This window comes from Paraburkholderia sp. BCC1876 (assembly GCF_902833695.1).
Taxonomy (GTDB): domain Bacteria; phylum Pseudomonadota; class Gammaproteobacteria; order Burkholderiales; family Burkholderiaceae; genus Paraburkholderia.
Genome location: NZ_CADFGI010000001.1, coordinates 15,767 through 32,092, shown reverse-complemented (window position 1 = coordinate 32,092; position 16,326 = coordinate 15,767). Strand labels below are relative to the sequence as shown.

Here is a 16,326-nt window from a genome sequence, read left to right as displayed (position 1 = left end):
ATAAGACGTTGGAAACAGTATCTAGCAACAACGAGGCGCTGCCGCCTTCGGGGAAAAAGAAAGGGCTGGTCGAACGTATCAAGGGCGTCAACCGCATTTTTGCATTGACAGTCGTCGTGCCGACCACGATTGCCATTGTGTATTTCGGGCTGGTTGCTTCGGATGTTTATGTGTCGGAGTCGCGGTTTGTGGTGCGCAGTGCGCAACGGCAGGGTCAGACGAGCGTGGTGGGGGCGCTGTTGCAAGGTACGGGGTTCTCGCGAGCGCAGGACGATACCTATCCCGTGATTGACTATATTCAATCGCGAGATGCACTTAAAGAATTGAACCAGAACGACTACATCGCTGCCGCATACGGCAATCATGGCGACGTTCTGAGTCATTTTTCACGCAAGCTGGATGACAGCTTCGAAGCGTTGTGGAAGTACTACGGCAAGCACATCGTCTCGGTGGATTTCGATTCGACATCGGCGATTACGACGCTTCAGATTCGCAGCTATACCGCTGCAGACGCAGCGAAGATCAATGAGACGCTGCTTGAAATGAGCGAACGGCTCGTCAATCGAATGAACGAACGCGCAGCGACCGATACCGTCGAATTTGCGCAGCATCAGGTCGACGCGGCGGCGAGCAAGGCAAAAGACGCCGCGGCGGCACTTGCTACCTATCGCGATTCTTATACCGTGTTCGATCCTGAAAAGCAGTCCGCACTTCAGTTGCAACAGGTCGCGGCACTCCAGACGCAGATGTTTGCAGCACAGACGCAGTTACTGCAACTCCAATCGATCGCCCCGCAAAACCCACAGATTCCGGTGCTCAAGACCAGCATAGAGACACTGCAGAAGCAGATTGAGTCAGCGACAGGTGGCGTGACGGGCGGAAAGAATTCACTGTCCAACAAAGCGGCGGCGTACGCGCGCCTGCAACTCGACTCCCAGTTCGCCGACAAGCAACTGGCGTCGACCATGGCCGCGTTGGAAAATGCGCGCGCCGAAGCCCAACGAAAACAGCTTTATCTGGAACGGCTTGTGCAGCCGAATACACCGGACGTGGCAATCGAGCCCAAACGGCTAAAGTCAATCTTTGAGGTGTTCGCACTAGGCATGATTGCCTGGGGTGTACTGAGTCTATTGCTTGCCGGCGTGCGCGAACACCACGATTGACGGAGTAGCAGACGGTGCATCACGACACTCCTCTTTTCAGATCCCTGCAGATTCAGATGCGCGTTGTCGGCGCACTACTGATGCGGGAAATTCTCACGCGGTATGGCCGGCACAACGTCGGCTTTCTGTGGATTTTCTTTGAGCCGATGATGTTTACGTTGGGGGTCCTGACTCTCTGGACCGCAACCAAAGCAACCCACGGCTCGACTCTGCCCGTTACCGCGTTTGCGATCACCGGATATTCGTCCGTGCTGATGTGGCGCAACTGCGCAAACCGTTGCGCGCTGGCCATCGAACCGAATCAGGCCCTGCTCTACCATCGAAATGTCCGCGTAATCGATCTGTTTATGGCGCGCCTGCTTCTGGAGATATCCGGAGCAACCATGTCTTTCACGTTTCTGACCGTTTTCTTTGTCGTGACCGGCTTCATGGCTCCACCACAAGATCTGACGCTGGTGTTGGGCGGCTGGATTCATCTGGCCGCCTTCGGTAGCGGGCTCGGGTTCATTATCGGTGCGTTGAGCGAACGCAGCGAAACCGCTGACCGCATCTGGCACACCATTGCGTACCTTCTGTTTCCTTTGTCGGGCGCCGTGTTTATGGTGAGTTGGCTGCCTGAAAATTTCCAGAAGATCATCATGATCCTGCCGATGGTTCACGGCACGGAAATGCTACGCGGCGGGTACTTTGGCTCTCTGGTCAAACCTCACTACAACGTGGCGTACATGATCACCACCGATATGATCCTCTGGTTGATCGGCCTGTTTCTGGTGAGGGAAGCCAGTCTGAGAGTAGAACCAGAATGATTGAACTCAAGAAGCTCTGCAAGGACTATCACACCCGGCAAGGACAACGCCGCGTACTCGATAGCATCGACCTTCGAGTCAACCGCGGAGAAAAAATCGGCATTCTGGGCAGAAACGGCGCCGGCAAGTCGACGATGATACGCATGATAAGTGGCGCAGAATTGCCGACTCTCGGCAAGATTCGCCGCGATATGAGCGTGTCCTGGCCACTCGCGTTCGGTGGCGCCTTCCAGGGTAGCCTGACCGGGATGGACAACCTCCGCTTCATCTGCCGGGTGTACGGCGCGAACGCCAAGGCGGCGGAACCCTTTGTCCAGGAATTCTCCGAACTCGGTTACTACTTACGCGAACCCGTTAAAAGCTATTCCGCCGGCATGCGGGCGCGGCTGGCATTTGCCATTTCCATGGCGATCGAATTTGATTGTTTTTTGATCGATGAGATTGTTGCCGTCGGGGATAGCCGCTTTCACGCGAAATGTCACCACGAACTGTTCGAGCGGCGCAAGGATCGGGCGTTGATTATTGTGAGCCACGACCCAGGATATATCCGGGAACATTGCGATCGCGCAGCCGTGCTCGTGCAGGGCAAATTGCACGCATTCGAACAGATCGACGAGGCTTATAGCTTCTATCAGGAAAGCGTGAACTGACCACGCCTTGCGGTCAGACTCGCAACCGACACCACACCCGGGTTGACCCGCTCCGTTACTGCCGGTTGGGGTCAAGGCCAGGCCATTACTCTTTCGACAAGCGCATTAGAAAGAGACCCGCTCAATCAACTCTTCATCGCAGACAACACGATTCATGCGCGATCGGGCCGCCGTTTCGGTCTGCTGTTCGGCCTCGCCTTGACTATCCGTCTGGGCAGCCGACTCGTTGTTCGATGACGCGGTGTAATTTTTCAGGAAACACCGCATTGCATGGCTTACGCCCGTGCCGTTGATCTCGCGAAGGTCTTCTTCGTAATAACTGCCGCCACTGAAGTTTCCCGTAATGATCTCAAACGAAGGAAAGTAGTCTACCCAATCGGACTCACGCTTCGCCGTCTCGGCCGCAACACGCAACACCGACTTGCTGTATGTCGTGGAAGTCAGCACATGCGCATTTTCAAAAGTCGCGATCAGAGGCACGGGAGAGACCGTCAGCAACACCTTGACCCGCGGATTGACGCTCTTGAGTTGCCATAGGAACGAACGCAGGTCAGAACGCACTTCGTCGACGTCGAAATTAACAAACTTGTGATACATCGGATCGAAAGCGCCGGCCACGACGCCCGGTGCCAGCGGAAACACGTCACCAGACGTGGCGCTTACCCAACTCTCAGTCAAGCCTAGCGTGAACACGAAAATGTCCGATTCGAGAAACATTCTCCGGACGTGCGCCATATGCGCTTGCCGCGAAGCGATGACATCCTCCGGACACGCGTAACCGGCAGGTTCCACACTGGGTCGAAATGGATCGACATAGCGGCCGTCCGGCCTCAACCATGGCTGCTCGCTTTTCGGCCTGACGCCAAACGCTTCCTCGAAAGTCTGGAGCAACTGCCGCACCGTGTAGATATTGCCGTAACGGGCGGAAAACACACCGTAGCCACGCGCTGCGCGCTCTCCGGAGCCAAACTCCGCACCGGATTCCGGCACGAAATAATTAAATCCAATCGCCGACAGACGACGCGATATATGTTGCGCAAAGCAACTTCCCGCAGTGGCGACCCGCTCGGACATTTCGATGCGAAACTTCGGCTCGACGACAGGATCGACCGCATGCGGTTCCACAATTGAAATTGCACGGCGCCAGAACTGATGGCCAGGCAAACCTTTATACGGATTCATCAAATCTGCTCCCAAGCGAGATTCATTGCTTTTTCATAGTGAGGGCTGTGCACTTCAAGCTCTTCGACCGGGTACCCGCTATAAACGTCGTAGCTGCTTGCAATGAACTCGTCCAGATGGAACGGTCTGTACGAGTCAAAACCCTTGAAGAAATAGGAGCCCGTTCTGACGCCATACCGTTCGGCGATTTCGGGGTAGATGGGAAATATCGGCGCAACAACGAGATTGTCATGCGGCCGAATACCGGCCTCGACGACCGCGTCGCCCTGCAGTTTTCTCGCCACCTTGGAGGCAACGTCGTAGATCGCGCCGATTTTTGGATGATTCTTGCTGTGCATGAATCCCCCCTCGCGCATCCACTTTACAAATTCGGCGCGCACGTCGAGACCATGCGCACTGAACCGGTCGACGAGCATCTTCTTCTCTGATTCCCAGATCGAAAAATAACCCAGCTTCTGATACGTGCTCGCGGCAAACAGTTGTTTTGCGCTGTCCGGCGTCAATCCTCTCCTGTATGCGGTAGCAACGATCAGAGAGTGGTAGTCGTCCATTGCGGACTTGATCACAACGCCCTCGCGGGTGACGTAGGCCAGATCGGGATGAAAGCCGCGGAAATCGAAACCCGGAACGAACGTGACGTTATCCAGGGGTATCGAATCCAGCAGCCCCATTTCCTGCAGTTCGGGATTGAAGATCAAGTGCCGGTAATCAGCAATTCTGGACAGCCACTCCGATCGCTCGGAACGGAATCGCCAGATGTCACACGTATCTATATCAACCTGCGGACAAAGCAGCGAAAGGCAATTGCCGAGTCCCGCGGTTTGGCAATTGGACACTACCAGCCATTTTTCCTTCATGAACGCATTCCCGGTGGTTTCTTTTGAATGGTTTGTGAAATTGTAATTCGCCGGGCATTATCGCAAGAATTAAGGGCCATCGCGATGCTTCGGCGCCAAAACTCCCGGCGCCCGACGATATCGACGCGATCGGAAACGGCGCCAGCCGATCAATTTCCTTCGAACAGCAGAGCGGCTCGCTCCACAGACCATTCGGACATATCGAGAAACCATTCGGCAGGGTCGGCGAGCGAGGTTACCGCGTTGATCATTGGAAGTAGCTTGTCCGGCTCCGCGACAAGCGCCTCGTGCAGATAACTGTACCGGTGACAGAGAAATGCGAGCGTCGACATCGCCTCGCTCGGGCTGAGCACCGGCGATTCAGCGATCCGTGCCGGATCGTCCAGGCACCATGTGGCGTAAGGTGATCTCCCCGTCACCACAACGTGCTTCTGACGCAACAGCGCGCTCATCGCGGACGACGATGACAGCGTCACCAGGCCATCCGCATGAACTAGCAACGGCTCAGTCAACCCTTGCGTAAATGCTTGCGGCAAAAAACGCAGTTTTGGACAGGACCGAGCCAACGCGCCTTCCATCTCAGCGCTGAGGCGATGGACGGGATGATAAGTCGGCACGCCGATCCAGCCGTCGGGTAGCCGCTGCGCCCACGCATAGAGCATGTTTTCGACTTCGGCCCCCGTGCCCGAGCCTTCATAGGTTATCCAGTCGGGCGGCTGCGTTGCCAGAATCGCAACCTTGGCGCCCTGGCTGACTTTATTTAATTCGGACGCGGCGCCGAGCAGATGCGGATGCATCTTTAGCGCGCCGCGATAAGTGGCATCGAGCAAAACCTGCAAGCGCGAAGCATCGCCATCCGGCAGTGGAAGGCTCCTGATACGCTGCGCATGCGTTTCCAGCATTGATCTGGTCTGATGGCCGCCGGGATCGTATGCCGTTCGAAACGGTTGACCGAGGCGCGGGAGCGGCGCCTGCTCCACATTCAGAATGGGGATGCCCGAAAAAATGTACTGGACGAAGCTGTTTTGCGACGTCGTTAGGAGCAGGTCCGGTTGAAACTGCTGCCGGATGTGGCGCAAAGCTTCAGACAAGCCATTGAATACATCGCCCTGACCGTATAACGCTTTCGAATACTCCGTTCGCCGATACTCAAACGAAGAAAGCACGTTGAATGCATCAAGCGGGAATACCCTCCGATCCTCGCCCTGCGCGCCTCCAAACTCCTGCCAGCGATCACAAACGTCTGCATTTGCAACGAGTGCAAATGTATCGCCGTGCGCGCTTACCGCCCGCCGAACAAGGTCCACCCACATGAAGTGACACGACAGAAAGTCAGGCGTCGAATGAAAAATGACAGGTTCAAGAAAAAACAGGACGCGCATGATCTTTGATTTTCAGGGTGCGACGGATGAAGTGCACGCGATGCGCTGCTGAACGCGCAATTGCGATGCGAGCCCCATCAGCTCAATGCAACGACCCAGATCATAGAACACATTGTGGACATCTTGTAAGCCCGCGGAACGGCGGGGCCCGCCTGTTCAAAACGCCAAATATTACGCGCCGTAACGCGGCGCAAGCCGCAATCAGTTTTTCGCTCTGCCACCCCAACGCAAACGATTGACGCGCGCTTTTCGCGCAAATTGCCGGGCCACCGGTCGGCTGCTCTTCGAGTGGCGTCGAATTCAAGGTAGGTGCGATCGATTACGGTCAGCGACATTAATACAACAAGGAGATCGGTGATCTCGATTTCGCATTTCGATTTTTTATCAATTGCTGTAAACTTCAGCGCCATAAATTGTCCGTCGTCAACCCCAAGTTTTTCCTCCGTCAGACACTGCCGGCCAGTAATTACCTCAGCAAAACGCAGGTCAATAATTGACTGGCGCCAACGGCAACCTCCACCCTTCTCACCTGTGTCCTGATCGCAGTGAACCTCCCCACGCTGACCTATCAAGATAGTCGAACATGACACGCTTCATTTCGTACGCGCAAAATTTCGAGGACGTGATGCTGGCGCGCGCCCTGAAAGACGTCTCCAATGGTTTTTACATTGACATCGGCGCCCATCATCCCGTCGTCGACTCCGTCAGCAAGGCATTCTATGACCGTGGCTGGCGCGGCATACACGTCGAGCCCACCTCGGAATATGCAGCGCTCTTACGCACCCATCGACCGGATGAGATAGTCGTCCAGGCCGCGGTCTCGGACAATCACGAGGCCATTACGTTTTTCGAAATGCACGGGCTGTCGACCGGCGACGCTGACATTGCCGAGATGCATCGCACGCAAGGAATCGATTCAGGCCGTACTGTTGTTCCGTGTCTCACGTTGGACGACGTTATCGCTCAAGCCGGAGAACGCGAAGTCCACTGGTTGAAAATCGACGTGGAAGGAATGGAGCACAACGTGATACGGGGTTGGCGCAGTTCACGACTGCCCTGGATCGTAGTCGTCGAAAGCACCATACCCAACTCTCCTAGCGAGAACTGGGAAGAATGGGAACCGTTGCTACTCGAAAAAGGCTACCAATTCGTCTATTTCGACGGGCTGAACCGTTTCTACGTCTCCCCGCATCAGCTGGCGCTCAAGACGTCCTTTCGCGCGTCCCCTAACGTTTTCGACGGCTTCGCACTGCACGGCGATTCCAGCGCTCCATTCTGCCGGTATGTGAATGACGCGCACCGCGATCGGGAACAGGCGCTGCGGCACGACAAAGAAATGCTCGCCGCCAACGTCTCTTCGCTGCAGGCCGAGATATCAAGTCAGGTTCATGCAAAAGACGATCTGGCACGCCAGAGCGAAGACCGTCAGCGTCAATTGGAGACTCAGCTTGCCGCGCTTGCCGACTCGGCTCAGGTCGAAAAAACCGCACTTGGCGACAGTTTCGCCGCCCGGGAAAATCACCTGAAAGCTGAAATCGACGGCGCTCGCAACCGCGAAATCCAGTTTGCGAGGGAATCTGCGGAACGGGAACGATCCCTGAGCGCTCAAGTGGCCACGGCCAACGAAGAAAAGAACCTGGACAAACAAGCATTGCTTCGCGAGCTTCTGAACGTGGAGCAGACTCATCATCAGGCACTTCAAAAACTGCACGACGAACATGCCGAGCGGGAGCGAACCCTCGTCTCCGGCATCGTAGAAAGTAAAGAACAAATCAACCTCGCGAAAGACGCACTCTTTCGCCGACTCCTGGACGAAAAACAGGCCCTTTTTGATGCACGCGAACGTTTGCATCATGAAATGGCGGACAAAATAGCAGTCTTGACGGCGGCACATCGTGCGCGTGAACGCGATCTTCAGGATCGGGCAAGGCTAGCCGCGACGGAACATGACCGTCTTTCCCTACACTGGGCGGAACGGGAGCGCATGCTTCGCTCAGAACTCGCCGAGCGCGACCACCTCAACGCGGAAACCGTAAAGGCGCTGAACGGTGAACTCGACCAACGCACTCAACGGCAGCACCTCGCACATCGTCTGCGCGAGAATGAGCTATTGACTCGCATCGATGACTTGAATGCAAGAAAAAACAGCCTGCTGGAAAAACAGGTCGACTGGCAACGTCAACTTCTCAAAAACTGTGACTCGCTAAACGAGACCAATCAGGTACTTGCCGGCAAAGTTGGAAACCTTGAGCAAGGCATTCAGGCCATCGCTAAAGACAAGCAGTTGCTTCAGCAGGAACTGGGACAGCTCAATGCACTTACCGCCGAAATCGCGCGGATGAAAGCAAGCCTTTCGTGGCGCCTCACAATGCCGCTGCGCGCGTTGGCTCAAGTCTTTCACCCGGCGGACGCGCCTTGCAAGACGTATGCCGTCGCACCGAAAGCGAGCGGCTTTGCCGCTGACGCTATGGCATCCAATACGACCTTCGCACCCAACCTCGGCGAGCCCGTCGCACAGCGTGAAGGGCTATCGGCAACGGCATCCCCGCAAACCAATCCCCCAGCTCAGACGCTCGATTTTGGACTTTCCATGAAAACGATTAAACACATTGACCAACTACTAGAGATCGATGGCGCGGAATTTGTCAAGGCCACTTACAGCGCACTGCTGAATCGTCCGGTGGATGCAACGGGAATGGCTTACTACCTGGGACGCCTGCGCGCCGGACACGGAAAGGCCAAAGTGATCATCCAGATCGCCCAGTCGAAAGAAGCAGGCGTGATCCGGGCGGACATTCCCGGCCTAGACCATATGATCGCCTCACAGAAGCGAGCCAGGCATTGGCTCACGGGTTGGTTCTCGCGGCAATCGTTGCTGGCGATGCAAGTCCATCGCATCGAGTATCTTCTGGCCCAGATGGAGCATCGCACCGACGCGCGGCTGACATCGATTGAACGGAATGTCGAAGCGATCGGCAATCGCCTGAAGAGCCTGCAGTCAGTTGCTCAGACTGTCGCCGCGGTCGCTCATCACACCGACGAACAACCCGTCATGACGCAGCCGCGCGCAAACATTGTCGACGGCTTGACACTGCCGGTCACCGGCACCCCGGCGGAAATCATTGCGGCGCTCGAAGAGCAAATTGCAGCGTCGCGGGAAGCGGCATCTTTTGACTGCTAGAATTAGAAAAACAACGCACATATAAAAAAATGCAATTCAACACACCATTTACCGGCCGAATCATTCAGGTAACGGAAGCACTTGACTATGGCGATGCAGTCTCAAACCAGGTCATTGCTCTCGGCGAATTGCTCACAGACATGGGCATCGAGAACACCATTTATTCAAAATGGTTCAACGAAAAGGTTGCGCACCGTCGCCGAGATATCGAAGAGCTGGCCCCGAGTGATCGCGATATCATTATTTACCACTACTACGGCTTCGCGGAATATACGCCGGAGATCGTTGTCGGCCAGTACTGCACCCGGATACTGCTGTATCACAACATAACGCCGCATGAATTTTTCGACCCGAATTCCAGAACGCACGAATTCTGTCTAAAAGGCCGGCAGCAGCTTAAGGAACTGATCCAACACTTTCACTTCTTCTGGTCCGACAGCGAATACAACCAGCAGGAAGTCAAGGAACTCGGCGCGGATCCTGCGGCGTGCTTCGTCGTTCCAATTGTCGTCCCTTCATTTCAGCAAACTCGCCCTTCGCTGCAGCGGGAGACCGGTTCGTGGCTGTTCCTTGGACGCATAGCACCGAATAAAAACCAGGCAGAGCTGGTCAAACTCTTTGCCGAGGCTCATGCGAAATCGCCGGATATCGCCCAGAAGCTATACATTGTTGGCGGCTATGAGGCGGACGAGCCCTATGTCACCGCTCTTTTGCGCGAGGCCGACGCGCATGATGTTCGAGATCGAATTCAGCTAACGGGCAAAGTATCCAATGAGGACCGTGAAGATATTTTCGCGCGAGCCTCGGTCTACGTGTCGCTAAGCGCGCACGAAGGATTCGGCGTCCCGCTGGTCGAAGCGCCGCTTCGCGACGTGCCGGTGGTCGCGCTTGAAAGTTCCGCCGTCGGTGAAACCATGGGAAACCGCACGGGGCTTTTGACGACCCGCGGCGAGATGACAGAACTGATCGGCCGCTTGATGGTTGATGGCGAGTTCCGTAAGCAGGTCGTCGAAGAACAGAAGATCAATGCGAGCCGCTTCCTGCCGGAGTCGGTCGAGAGAATGGTATCGCTCGCCCTGCGGGCCGCGTTGCCTAAGCGCAGACAGTTCAAAACTGTGTCGGTGGTGGTCTGCACGTATAACCGGAGAGACTATCTGGAAAGATGTCTCGACTACCTTCGCCACCAGAGCTGCACGGACTTCGAAGTGATCGTGGTTAACGGCCCGTCGAACGACGGCACCACCGAACTTCTGGCGCGCTACGCAGACCAGATCAAGGTGGCCCAGAATCCCGAACGGAATCTGTCGAAATCCCGTAACCTGGGCATCGAACTGGCGGCAGGAGATATTGTCGCCTTCATCGACGACGACGCGATTCCATTCGACGACTGGATCAACAATATCCTTGTCGAATATAACTCCCGGCCACTGACTACCGCTGGACTAGGTGGCCCCGCTTATTATGCGGGTTCCTTCTGGTTTCAGGCCCAGGACAACGGCATCAACCAATACTCGGAAGCGAAGGTCAATATTGACAGCGCCGAGATCGGGAAGAACGGCTGGTTCCGCTATAACACCGGAACAAACGCAACCTTTACCGGTCATCATCTGAGGGCGGTCAATGGCTTCGACGAGCAGTTCGACTATTATCTCGACGAGTCTGAGTTGTGCTTCCGGCTGCAGCAGAACAACGCGCTGATCGGTTATTCGCCCGAGGTCATCGTTCGTCACGAGTTCGCGCAAAGCCATAATCGTGGCGGCAAATACAATTACAACTGGGCTACGATCTGCAAGAACACCGCGTACTTTGTGGCGGCATATTCCGGATGGTCGGGCAAGACGCTCCGTCAGAAGCTTGAAGAGCGCATGAAGAAAGAGCGGATTGCACCTCTCGACGATGCGGTTCAGGCGGGGGATCTCGCGGCCGCGGAGCGGGACCGCTATGTGGCGGCAATCTGGGAAGGTATTTCGCAGGGACTGGCGGATGCGCAACATTATCCGAGATCTCGCAAACTTGCGTTGCCGGTGGATGCCTTCAAACCCTATGCGTCGGCGCCCTCCTATCCCCGGGTTGGCAAGGACATCAAGCCACTGCATATTTGCATCGTCACCAAAGAATTTCCTCCATTCACTGGCAACGGCGGCGTAGGAACTTTGTATTATCACCTCGCCAGCGAATTGCTCCTCATGGGGCATCGGGTAAGTGTGATTACGCCGGCAGGAGAAGACAGCGTTCATAGCCAGGGGCGCTTCAACATCTACTTCTCCAAGATGCAACCGAACGCCTGGGTGAACGGGCTAGATGGCGGCTTCACGACAAATCTGATGTGGTCGCTCAGCGCGTTCCACGCGCTGTCGAACCTGCACAAAGAACAGCCGATTGACGTGGTGGACTCCGCGCTGTGGGACACCGAAACCCTGGCTATCTCGCTACTGCCATCCGACGCACGTCCGCCGGTCGTCCTGCGACTGGTGACCCCTTACCCGGTTTCGTCCCGCATCAACGGCTGGTCGGTTCCTGAGAACGTCACCGCGCTCTTCGTGGAAGCTGAACGCACGCTGCTGGGTCGCGCCAATGCCGTGATCCCCATTAGCGAGTCCATTGCGAAAACGGTTGAGACGGAACACAGCGTACAACGCGATATTCGCTGGCAGATGGCGCACTGTGGCATTGCCTATTGGCCTTTCTTTGATGTCGAGAAAGGCTATTCCGAGTTCCAGGAGTTTGAGAAAGTCCCGCGAGAAGCGCTCGAATCCAGCAAGCTCGTTGTATTCGTCGGGCGACTGGAGCGACGCAAAGGCATTGATTTGCTGATGCAAGCCGCGCAAAAAATACTTGCCGCGGATCCGGAGGCTCGATTGCTTATTGCCGGCCGCGATCCCGAAGGCTGGGCGAACCGGGTCGGCGAATTCCTGTCGGCAGACACTGCAAACCGGATTCACTTCCTCGGTGAAGTCAGTGACGCGACTCGCGATAAGCTCCTCGCAAGGGCGCACTGCCTGGTGTTCCCTTCGCGTTACGAGTCATTCGGGTTGGTTCCGCTCGAAGCCTTCGTTCATGGCACGCCGGTTATCGCATCGCGAAGCGGAGCGATTCCGGAAGTGGTCGCGCATGACTTCTGCGGACTGCTTTTCGAGCCTGAATCCGCCGACTCACTGGCAGATAATGTGATCCGCACACTCTCTGAGACCGGGCTAAGAGATCGACTGTCAGAAGGCGCGAAAGCACAGATTCGCCGCTTCAGCAGCCGCACGAGTGCAATTCGGGCAGTGGAGGTCTATGCGGATCTAATTCCGTCTTAACTGAAAGATTAATGATGCAGGTCTCTGCCACTGCGCCGGGACTGCATCGTTCGACTGACCGAGGGCGCTGCCACGCTGCGAGGCTGCGCCTTCAACCATCCTTCAAAAAAGCGAACCGTCCTGGGGCGCATCGGTACGGAATTGCTCAAATTTTTCAACACGGTCCGAGCGGCCGCATTACAGTTCATTGCAATCGGTCACTGCCCGTTGTTCGTCGGTGTGGCCCGGCGTGCCGTGAACAGGTTAAGGTCGACGGTAATCGTCGAGCCGGCCAAACGGCGGCAATTGCTGATAGACGTCTCGATCATTGCCGCCCACGACGCGGGTACCGGCATTCAGCGCGTCGTGCGATCGATTCTTCTCGCCCTGTTCGAGGCGCCGCCCATTGACCTGGAAATACGACTAGTACGAGCCACCCGACGGCGTTCCTACGTGTACGCCCACGATTACACAACAACGCTGACGGGTAGGCCACTTCCTCCTGAGTCGGCAGTCGTCGTCTCTAGTGGTGACATCTTTTTGGGTCTGGATCTTTCCAGCCGAATCGCCCCTCGCAGACAAGGCGACTTTCTTCGCTGGAAAAGACAAGGCATCTCGTGCGCATTCGTTGTCTATGATCTGCTGCCCACTCTGCATCCTCACTGGTTTACAGCACGAGCGTCCCGATCGTTTCGCCAATGGCTTGCGACAATCGCCATTCATGCCGACGCGTTATTCTGTATTTCGCAAGCCGTCGCCGTCGACATGGAGACGCATATGGCGCATCAGTTCGGGATTCATCGAAAGCAGCTTCCAACTGGATGGTTTCATCTCGGGGCGGATTCGATGCCACCGACGAATCGCGACGTCCGAGCCATGCGCGGCAATGCCGCCTTGCAAAAAGAGGCGCACAAAGAACTCGTCATACTCATGGTTGGTACCGTCGAGCCGCGCAAAGGATATGCGCAAATGCTCGACGCGTTTGAGTTACTGTGGCTGGGTGGATGTACGGCGAAGCTGATGATTGTCGGACGTCGGGGCTGGCACGTCGACGAACTCGCAGCCCGCCTACTGCAGCATGCCGAAGCCGGCAGGCGACTTCAATGGATTTCCGAAGCAGACGATACCGAGCTCCAGACCATGTACCTGGCGGCCGATGGACTTGCCATGGGATCGGAGGCCGAGGGGTTTGGTCTGCCGCTGGTCGAAGCGGCGCAGCATGGAATTCCGCTTTTTGCCCGAGACCTCGCCGTATTTCGTGAAGTCGCGGGACATCACGCGACGTATTTTCACGCGAACAACGGCGAAGAACTCGCCCCGCAATTATGCCAGTGGCTCGATGCGCTTGCGAATGGGACAGCTATTGCTAGCGATGAGATTGCGCCGCTTACATGGCAAGCCAGCGCCAGCAAATTGACAAGCCTGATTACTCAGCTCAGCGCCGCAAGCGCGTCCCGCTAAGAGATTCGTATACGGCAACGGTTTGTCGCGCGCATTTTTGCCACGTCATTTCCCGTGCTACGTCGAGACCGCGTTGTATCGCTGTGACGCGCCAGATATCGTCGGTGATGACCTTCTCAATGCCTTCACGCAAAGCATCGTGATTGTCCGGTTCCACCAGCCATGCGGCACCGCCGGCGACCTCGGGAAGCGAAGAGCAATTCGAAGTGAGTGTCGGGACGCCACTCGCCAACGCTTCGAGAACTGGCAACCCAAAACCTTCGTAAAGTGAAGGCAAAAAGAATGCACGCGCGCCGGCATAAAGTGCTGGCAGCGATACCTCCGGCACGAACCCCAGATAGCGGAGCCATCCCTCGCCTTCGCCGCGACGGATTTTTTCTCTTAGCGCGTCGTTAAGCCATCCACTGCTGCCTGCCAGCACGAGCTGGCAGGTTTCGCGCAGCCTGAGCGGTAGTTCTGAATACGCATCGAGCAAACGATCAATTCTCTTGCGCGGCTCAAGCGTGGAAACGCACAAGCCGTAGCTGCCGGGAGTCAGCCCGATTTCAGCCAACGGCGCGACAAGTGAGCTTGCTTCGTAAGGTTGGAACTCTTGCGGCACACCAAGGTGGACAGCGGTGATTTTTTCCTTGGACCAACCAAAGAATCCCGACACTTCCTCACGAATCGCCTCGGAGTCCGTGATCAGGTGATTGGCTCTCTGCAAGGTCGACTCAAAACTACGCTCGAAATGGCGAAGCCGCTCGACCGGGTGAGTCTCAGGGTATTTGAAAACGGAGAGATCGTGAATCGTTACCACGCCGGAGTCCGCGGACTCCGGTAGAAAATAATTCGGCGAGTGGAAGAGCGAATGGCGCATCCCCTGCTTGAGACGCCACTTGCGCAAGCTTGCGGGAGGACTCAGTACTTTCTTAAGCCGGCTGCGCGGCGCGTTCTTCGGCGCTGTTGACAACAGAAGTGACGGATCTGCAATCCATCTCCCTGCAGAAAAGAAACGCAACGCGTCGAATCCGTAGTCGCCGGTCGCGTACTGTCTCGCCAGTTCCCACGTGTAGCGCCCGATACCCGTCAGTGGTGGACTGATGGCATCGACTCCAAGAATCAACTTCAAAGCAAGCGCTCCAACTCCGATGGTTTGATACTACGTTGCCCGCCCGTAGATCATCGTCTCGCGCAACAGCGCTCTGTGTATTAAAACTGTCGCGCGTTGCCAGAATCTACTAAAACGAAAAACCCACTTCGTTACGGCGAATGTCCGCTTCGACCATCATCTGACACAACTCCTCGAGCGTCGTTTTCGGCTGCCAGCCGAGTTCCTTCTGAGCTTTCGAAGCGTCACCGATGAGCAGTTCAACCTCAGCCGGCCGATGGAATTTTAGGTTGATCTTAACGATGGTCTTGTTGGTCGCCATGTCGATGCCGACTTCGTTCACGTCGCGGCCTTCCCAGGCCAGCTGGAAACCCGCGGCCTGAGCTGCCATCGAAACGAAATCGCGCACGGTTTCGGTCCGATTCGTAGCGAGCACGTAGGTGTCAGGCCGGGATGCCTGCAGCATTCTCCACATTCCCTCTACATACTCTTTCGCAAACCCCCAGTCACGTTTCGCGTCGAGATTGCCGAGTTCGAGGACATCCAGGTTGCCCAGGCGAATCTTGGCCATGCTGTCCGTGATTTTGCGCGTGACGAATTCTCGCCCACGCAAAGGCGATTCATGGTTGAACAGAATGCCGCTGCTACCGAAAATATTGTAGCTTTCACGGTAATTGATCGTCATCCAGTGCGCGTACAGTTTCGCTACGCCATAAGGACTGCGCGGATAGAACGGCGTGCTTTCCACTTGCGGAATCGCCTGTACTTTCCCGAACATTTCCGATGTGCTCGCCTGATAGAAGCGGATTTCCGGATTCACAATCCGGATGGCCTCAAGCAGGTTAAGCGCGCCGACGCCCGTAATTTCCGCGGTCGTGATCGGCTGATCGAACGAAACCCCGACAAAGCTTTGCGCCGCGAGGTTATACACTTCGGCAGCTTTTGTCGTTTGCAACAGGCGAATACTGGACGCCAGGTCGGTAAGGTCGTATTCGACGAGGTGGAGATTCGGATGCTTTTCCACACCCACTTCGGCAAGACGCCAGAAATTGACCGAACTGGTACGGCGATAGGTTCCGTAAACGGTGTAGCCTTTTTCAAGCAACAACTGCGCGAGATACGCCCCGTCCTGGCCCGTAATACCTGTTACAACTGCGATTTCTCTCATAGTCTTAGATTTACAAGTCTCTTGCTCTTGAATTACCAGCGGCCGCCGACCCTGGATCAATCGCCAAGCAAGAGAGCGGATCGATCGCCATCAATTCAAGGGCTG

At 56.0% G+C, this 16,326-nt stretch carries 12 protein-coding genes; 6 read left to right on the top strand and 6 right to left on the bottom strand.

Annotation, left to right across the window (positions count from 1 at the left end; translation table 11 throughout):
- Positions 1-8 precede the first annotated feature (8 nt).
- The 3 genes from HWY05_RS00120 to HWY05_RS00110 are packed head-to-tail and all read left to right on the top strand — an operon-like array spanning position 9 to position 2,619.
- On the top strand, positions 9-1,163 hold the full coding sequence (locus tag HWY05_RS00120) for a hypothetical protein (RefSeq protein ID WP_176057744.1): 1,155 nt from the start codon (positions 9-11) through the stop codon (positions 1,161-1,163).
- A 56-nt stretch (positions 1,164-1,219) separates the two neighbouring features.
- The gene (locus HWY05_RS00115; RefSeq protein ID WP_176057743.1) at positions 1,220-1,969 is read left to right on the top strand and encodes an ABC transporter permease; all 750 of its coding nucleotides are present in this window, start codon (positions 1,220-1,222) and stop codon (positions 1,967-1,969) included.
- Entirely contained in the window at positions 1,966-2,619 is a 654-nt protein-coding gene (locus HWY05_RS00110) for an ABC transporter ATP-binding protein (protein WP_176057006.1), read from the top strand. The genes HWY05_RS00115 and HWY05_RS00110 overlap by 4 nt, the downstream gene beginning before the upstream one ends.
- 105 nt (positions 2,620-2,724) lie before the next feature.
- Here the strand turns inward: HWY05_RS00110 and HWY05_RS00105 are convergent, their stop codons facing one another.
- The 4 genes from HWY05_RS00105 to HWY05_RS00090 form a co-directional block, all read right to left on the bottom strand.
- Positions 2,725-3,801 carry a GSCFA domain-containing protein gene (locus HWY05_RS00105; protein WP_244146446.1) on the bottom strand — a complete coding sequence of 359 codons (1,077 nt, stop codon included), beginning with the start codon at positions 3,799-3,801 and terminating at the stop codon, positions 2,725-2,727.
- Complete coding sequence (locus tag HWY05_RS00100) at positions 3,801-4,658, bottom strand: WcbI family polysaccharide biosynthesis putative acetyltransferase (protein WP_176057004.1); 858 nt, start codon at positions 4,656-4,658, stop codon at positions 3,801-3,803. Before HWY05_RS00100 ends, HWY05_RS00105 begins: the two co-directional genes overlap by 1 nt.
- Positions 4,659-4,807: 149 nt before the next feature.
- Positions 4,808-6,040, bottom strand: coding sequence for a hypothetical protein (locus HWY05_RS00095; RefSeq protein ID WP_176057003.1), 1,233 nt, complete (start codon positions 6,038-6,040; stop codon positions 4,808-4,810).
- A 77-nt stretch (positions 6,041-6,117) separates the two neighbouring features.
- Positions 6,118-6,630 carry a hypothetical protein gene (locus HWY05_RS00090; protein ID WP_176057002.1) on the bottom strand — a complete coding sequence of 171 codons (513 nt, stop codon included), beginning with the start codon at positions 6,628-6,630 and terminating at the stop codon, positions 6,118-6,120.
- Between HWY05_RS00090 and HWY05_RS00085 the strand changes: the two genes are divergently transcribed.
- From HWY05_RS00085 to HWY05_RS00075, 3 genes are all read left to right on the top strand, one after another.
- A complete protein-coding gene (locus HWY05_RS00085; protein ID WP_176057001.1) occupies positions 6,624-9,221 on the top strand; it encodes an FkbM family methyltransferase in 2,598 nt (865 codons plus the stop codon). The genes HWY05_RS00090 and HWY05_RS00085 overlap by 7 nt on opposite strands.
- 29 nt (positions 9,222-9,250) lie before the next feature.
- Entirely contained in the window at positions 9,251-12,523 is a 3,273-nt protein-coding gene (locus HWY05_RS00080; RefSeq protein ID WP_176057000.1) for a glycosyltransferase, read from the top strand.
- A 141-nt stretch (positions 12,524-12,664) separates the two neighbouring features.
- Complete coding sequence (locus tag HWY05_RS00075) at positions 12,665-13,963, top strand: glycosyltransferase family 1 protein (protein WP_176056999.1); 1,299 nt, start codon at positions 12,665-12,667, stop codon at positions 13,961-13,963.
- Here the strand turns inward: HWY05_RS00075 and HWY05_RS00070 are convergent.
- Both HWY05_RS00070 and gmd read right to left on the bottom strand, forming a co-directional pair.
- Positions 13,938-15,074 (bottom strand): glycosyltransferase family 1 protein, encoded by a 1,137-nt coding sequence (locus HWY05_RS00070; RefSeq protein ID WP_176056998.1) that lies wholly within the window; start codon positions 15,072-15,074, stop codon positions 13,938-13,940. The two genes, HWY05_RS00075 and HWY05_RS00070, sit on opposite strands and share 26 nt — an antisense overlap.
- Before the next feature lie 109 nt (positions 15,075-15,183).
- Positions 15,184-16,221, bottom strand: coding sequence for a GDP-mannose 4,6-dehydratase (gene gmd, locus HWY05_RS00065; protein WP_176056997.1), 1,038 nt, complete (start codon positions 16,219-16,221; stop codon positions 15,184-15,186).
- Between the last annotated feature and the right edge of the window lie 105 nt (positions 16,222-16,326).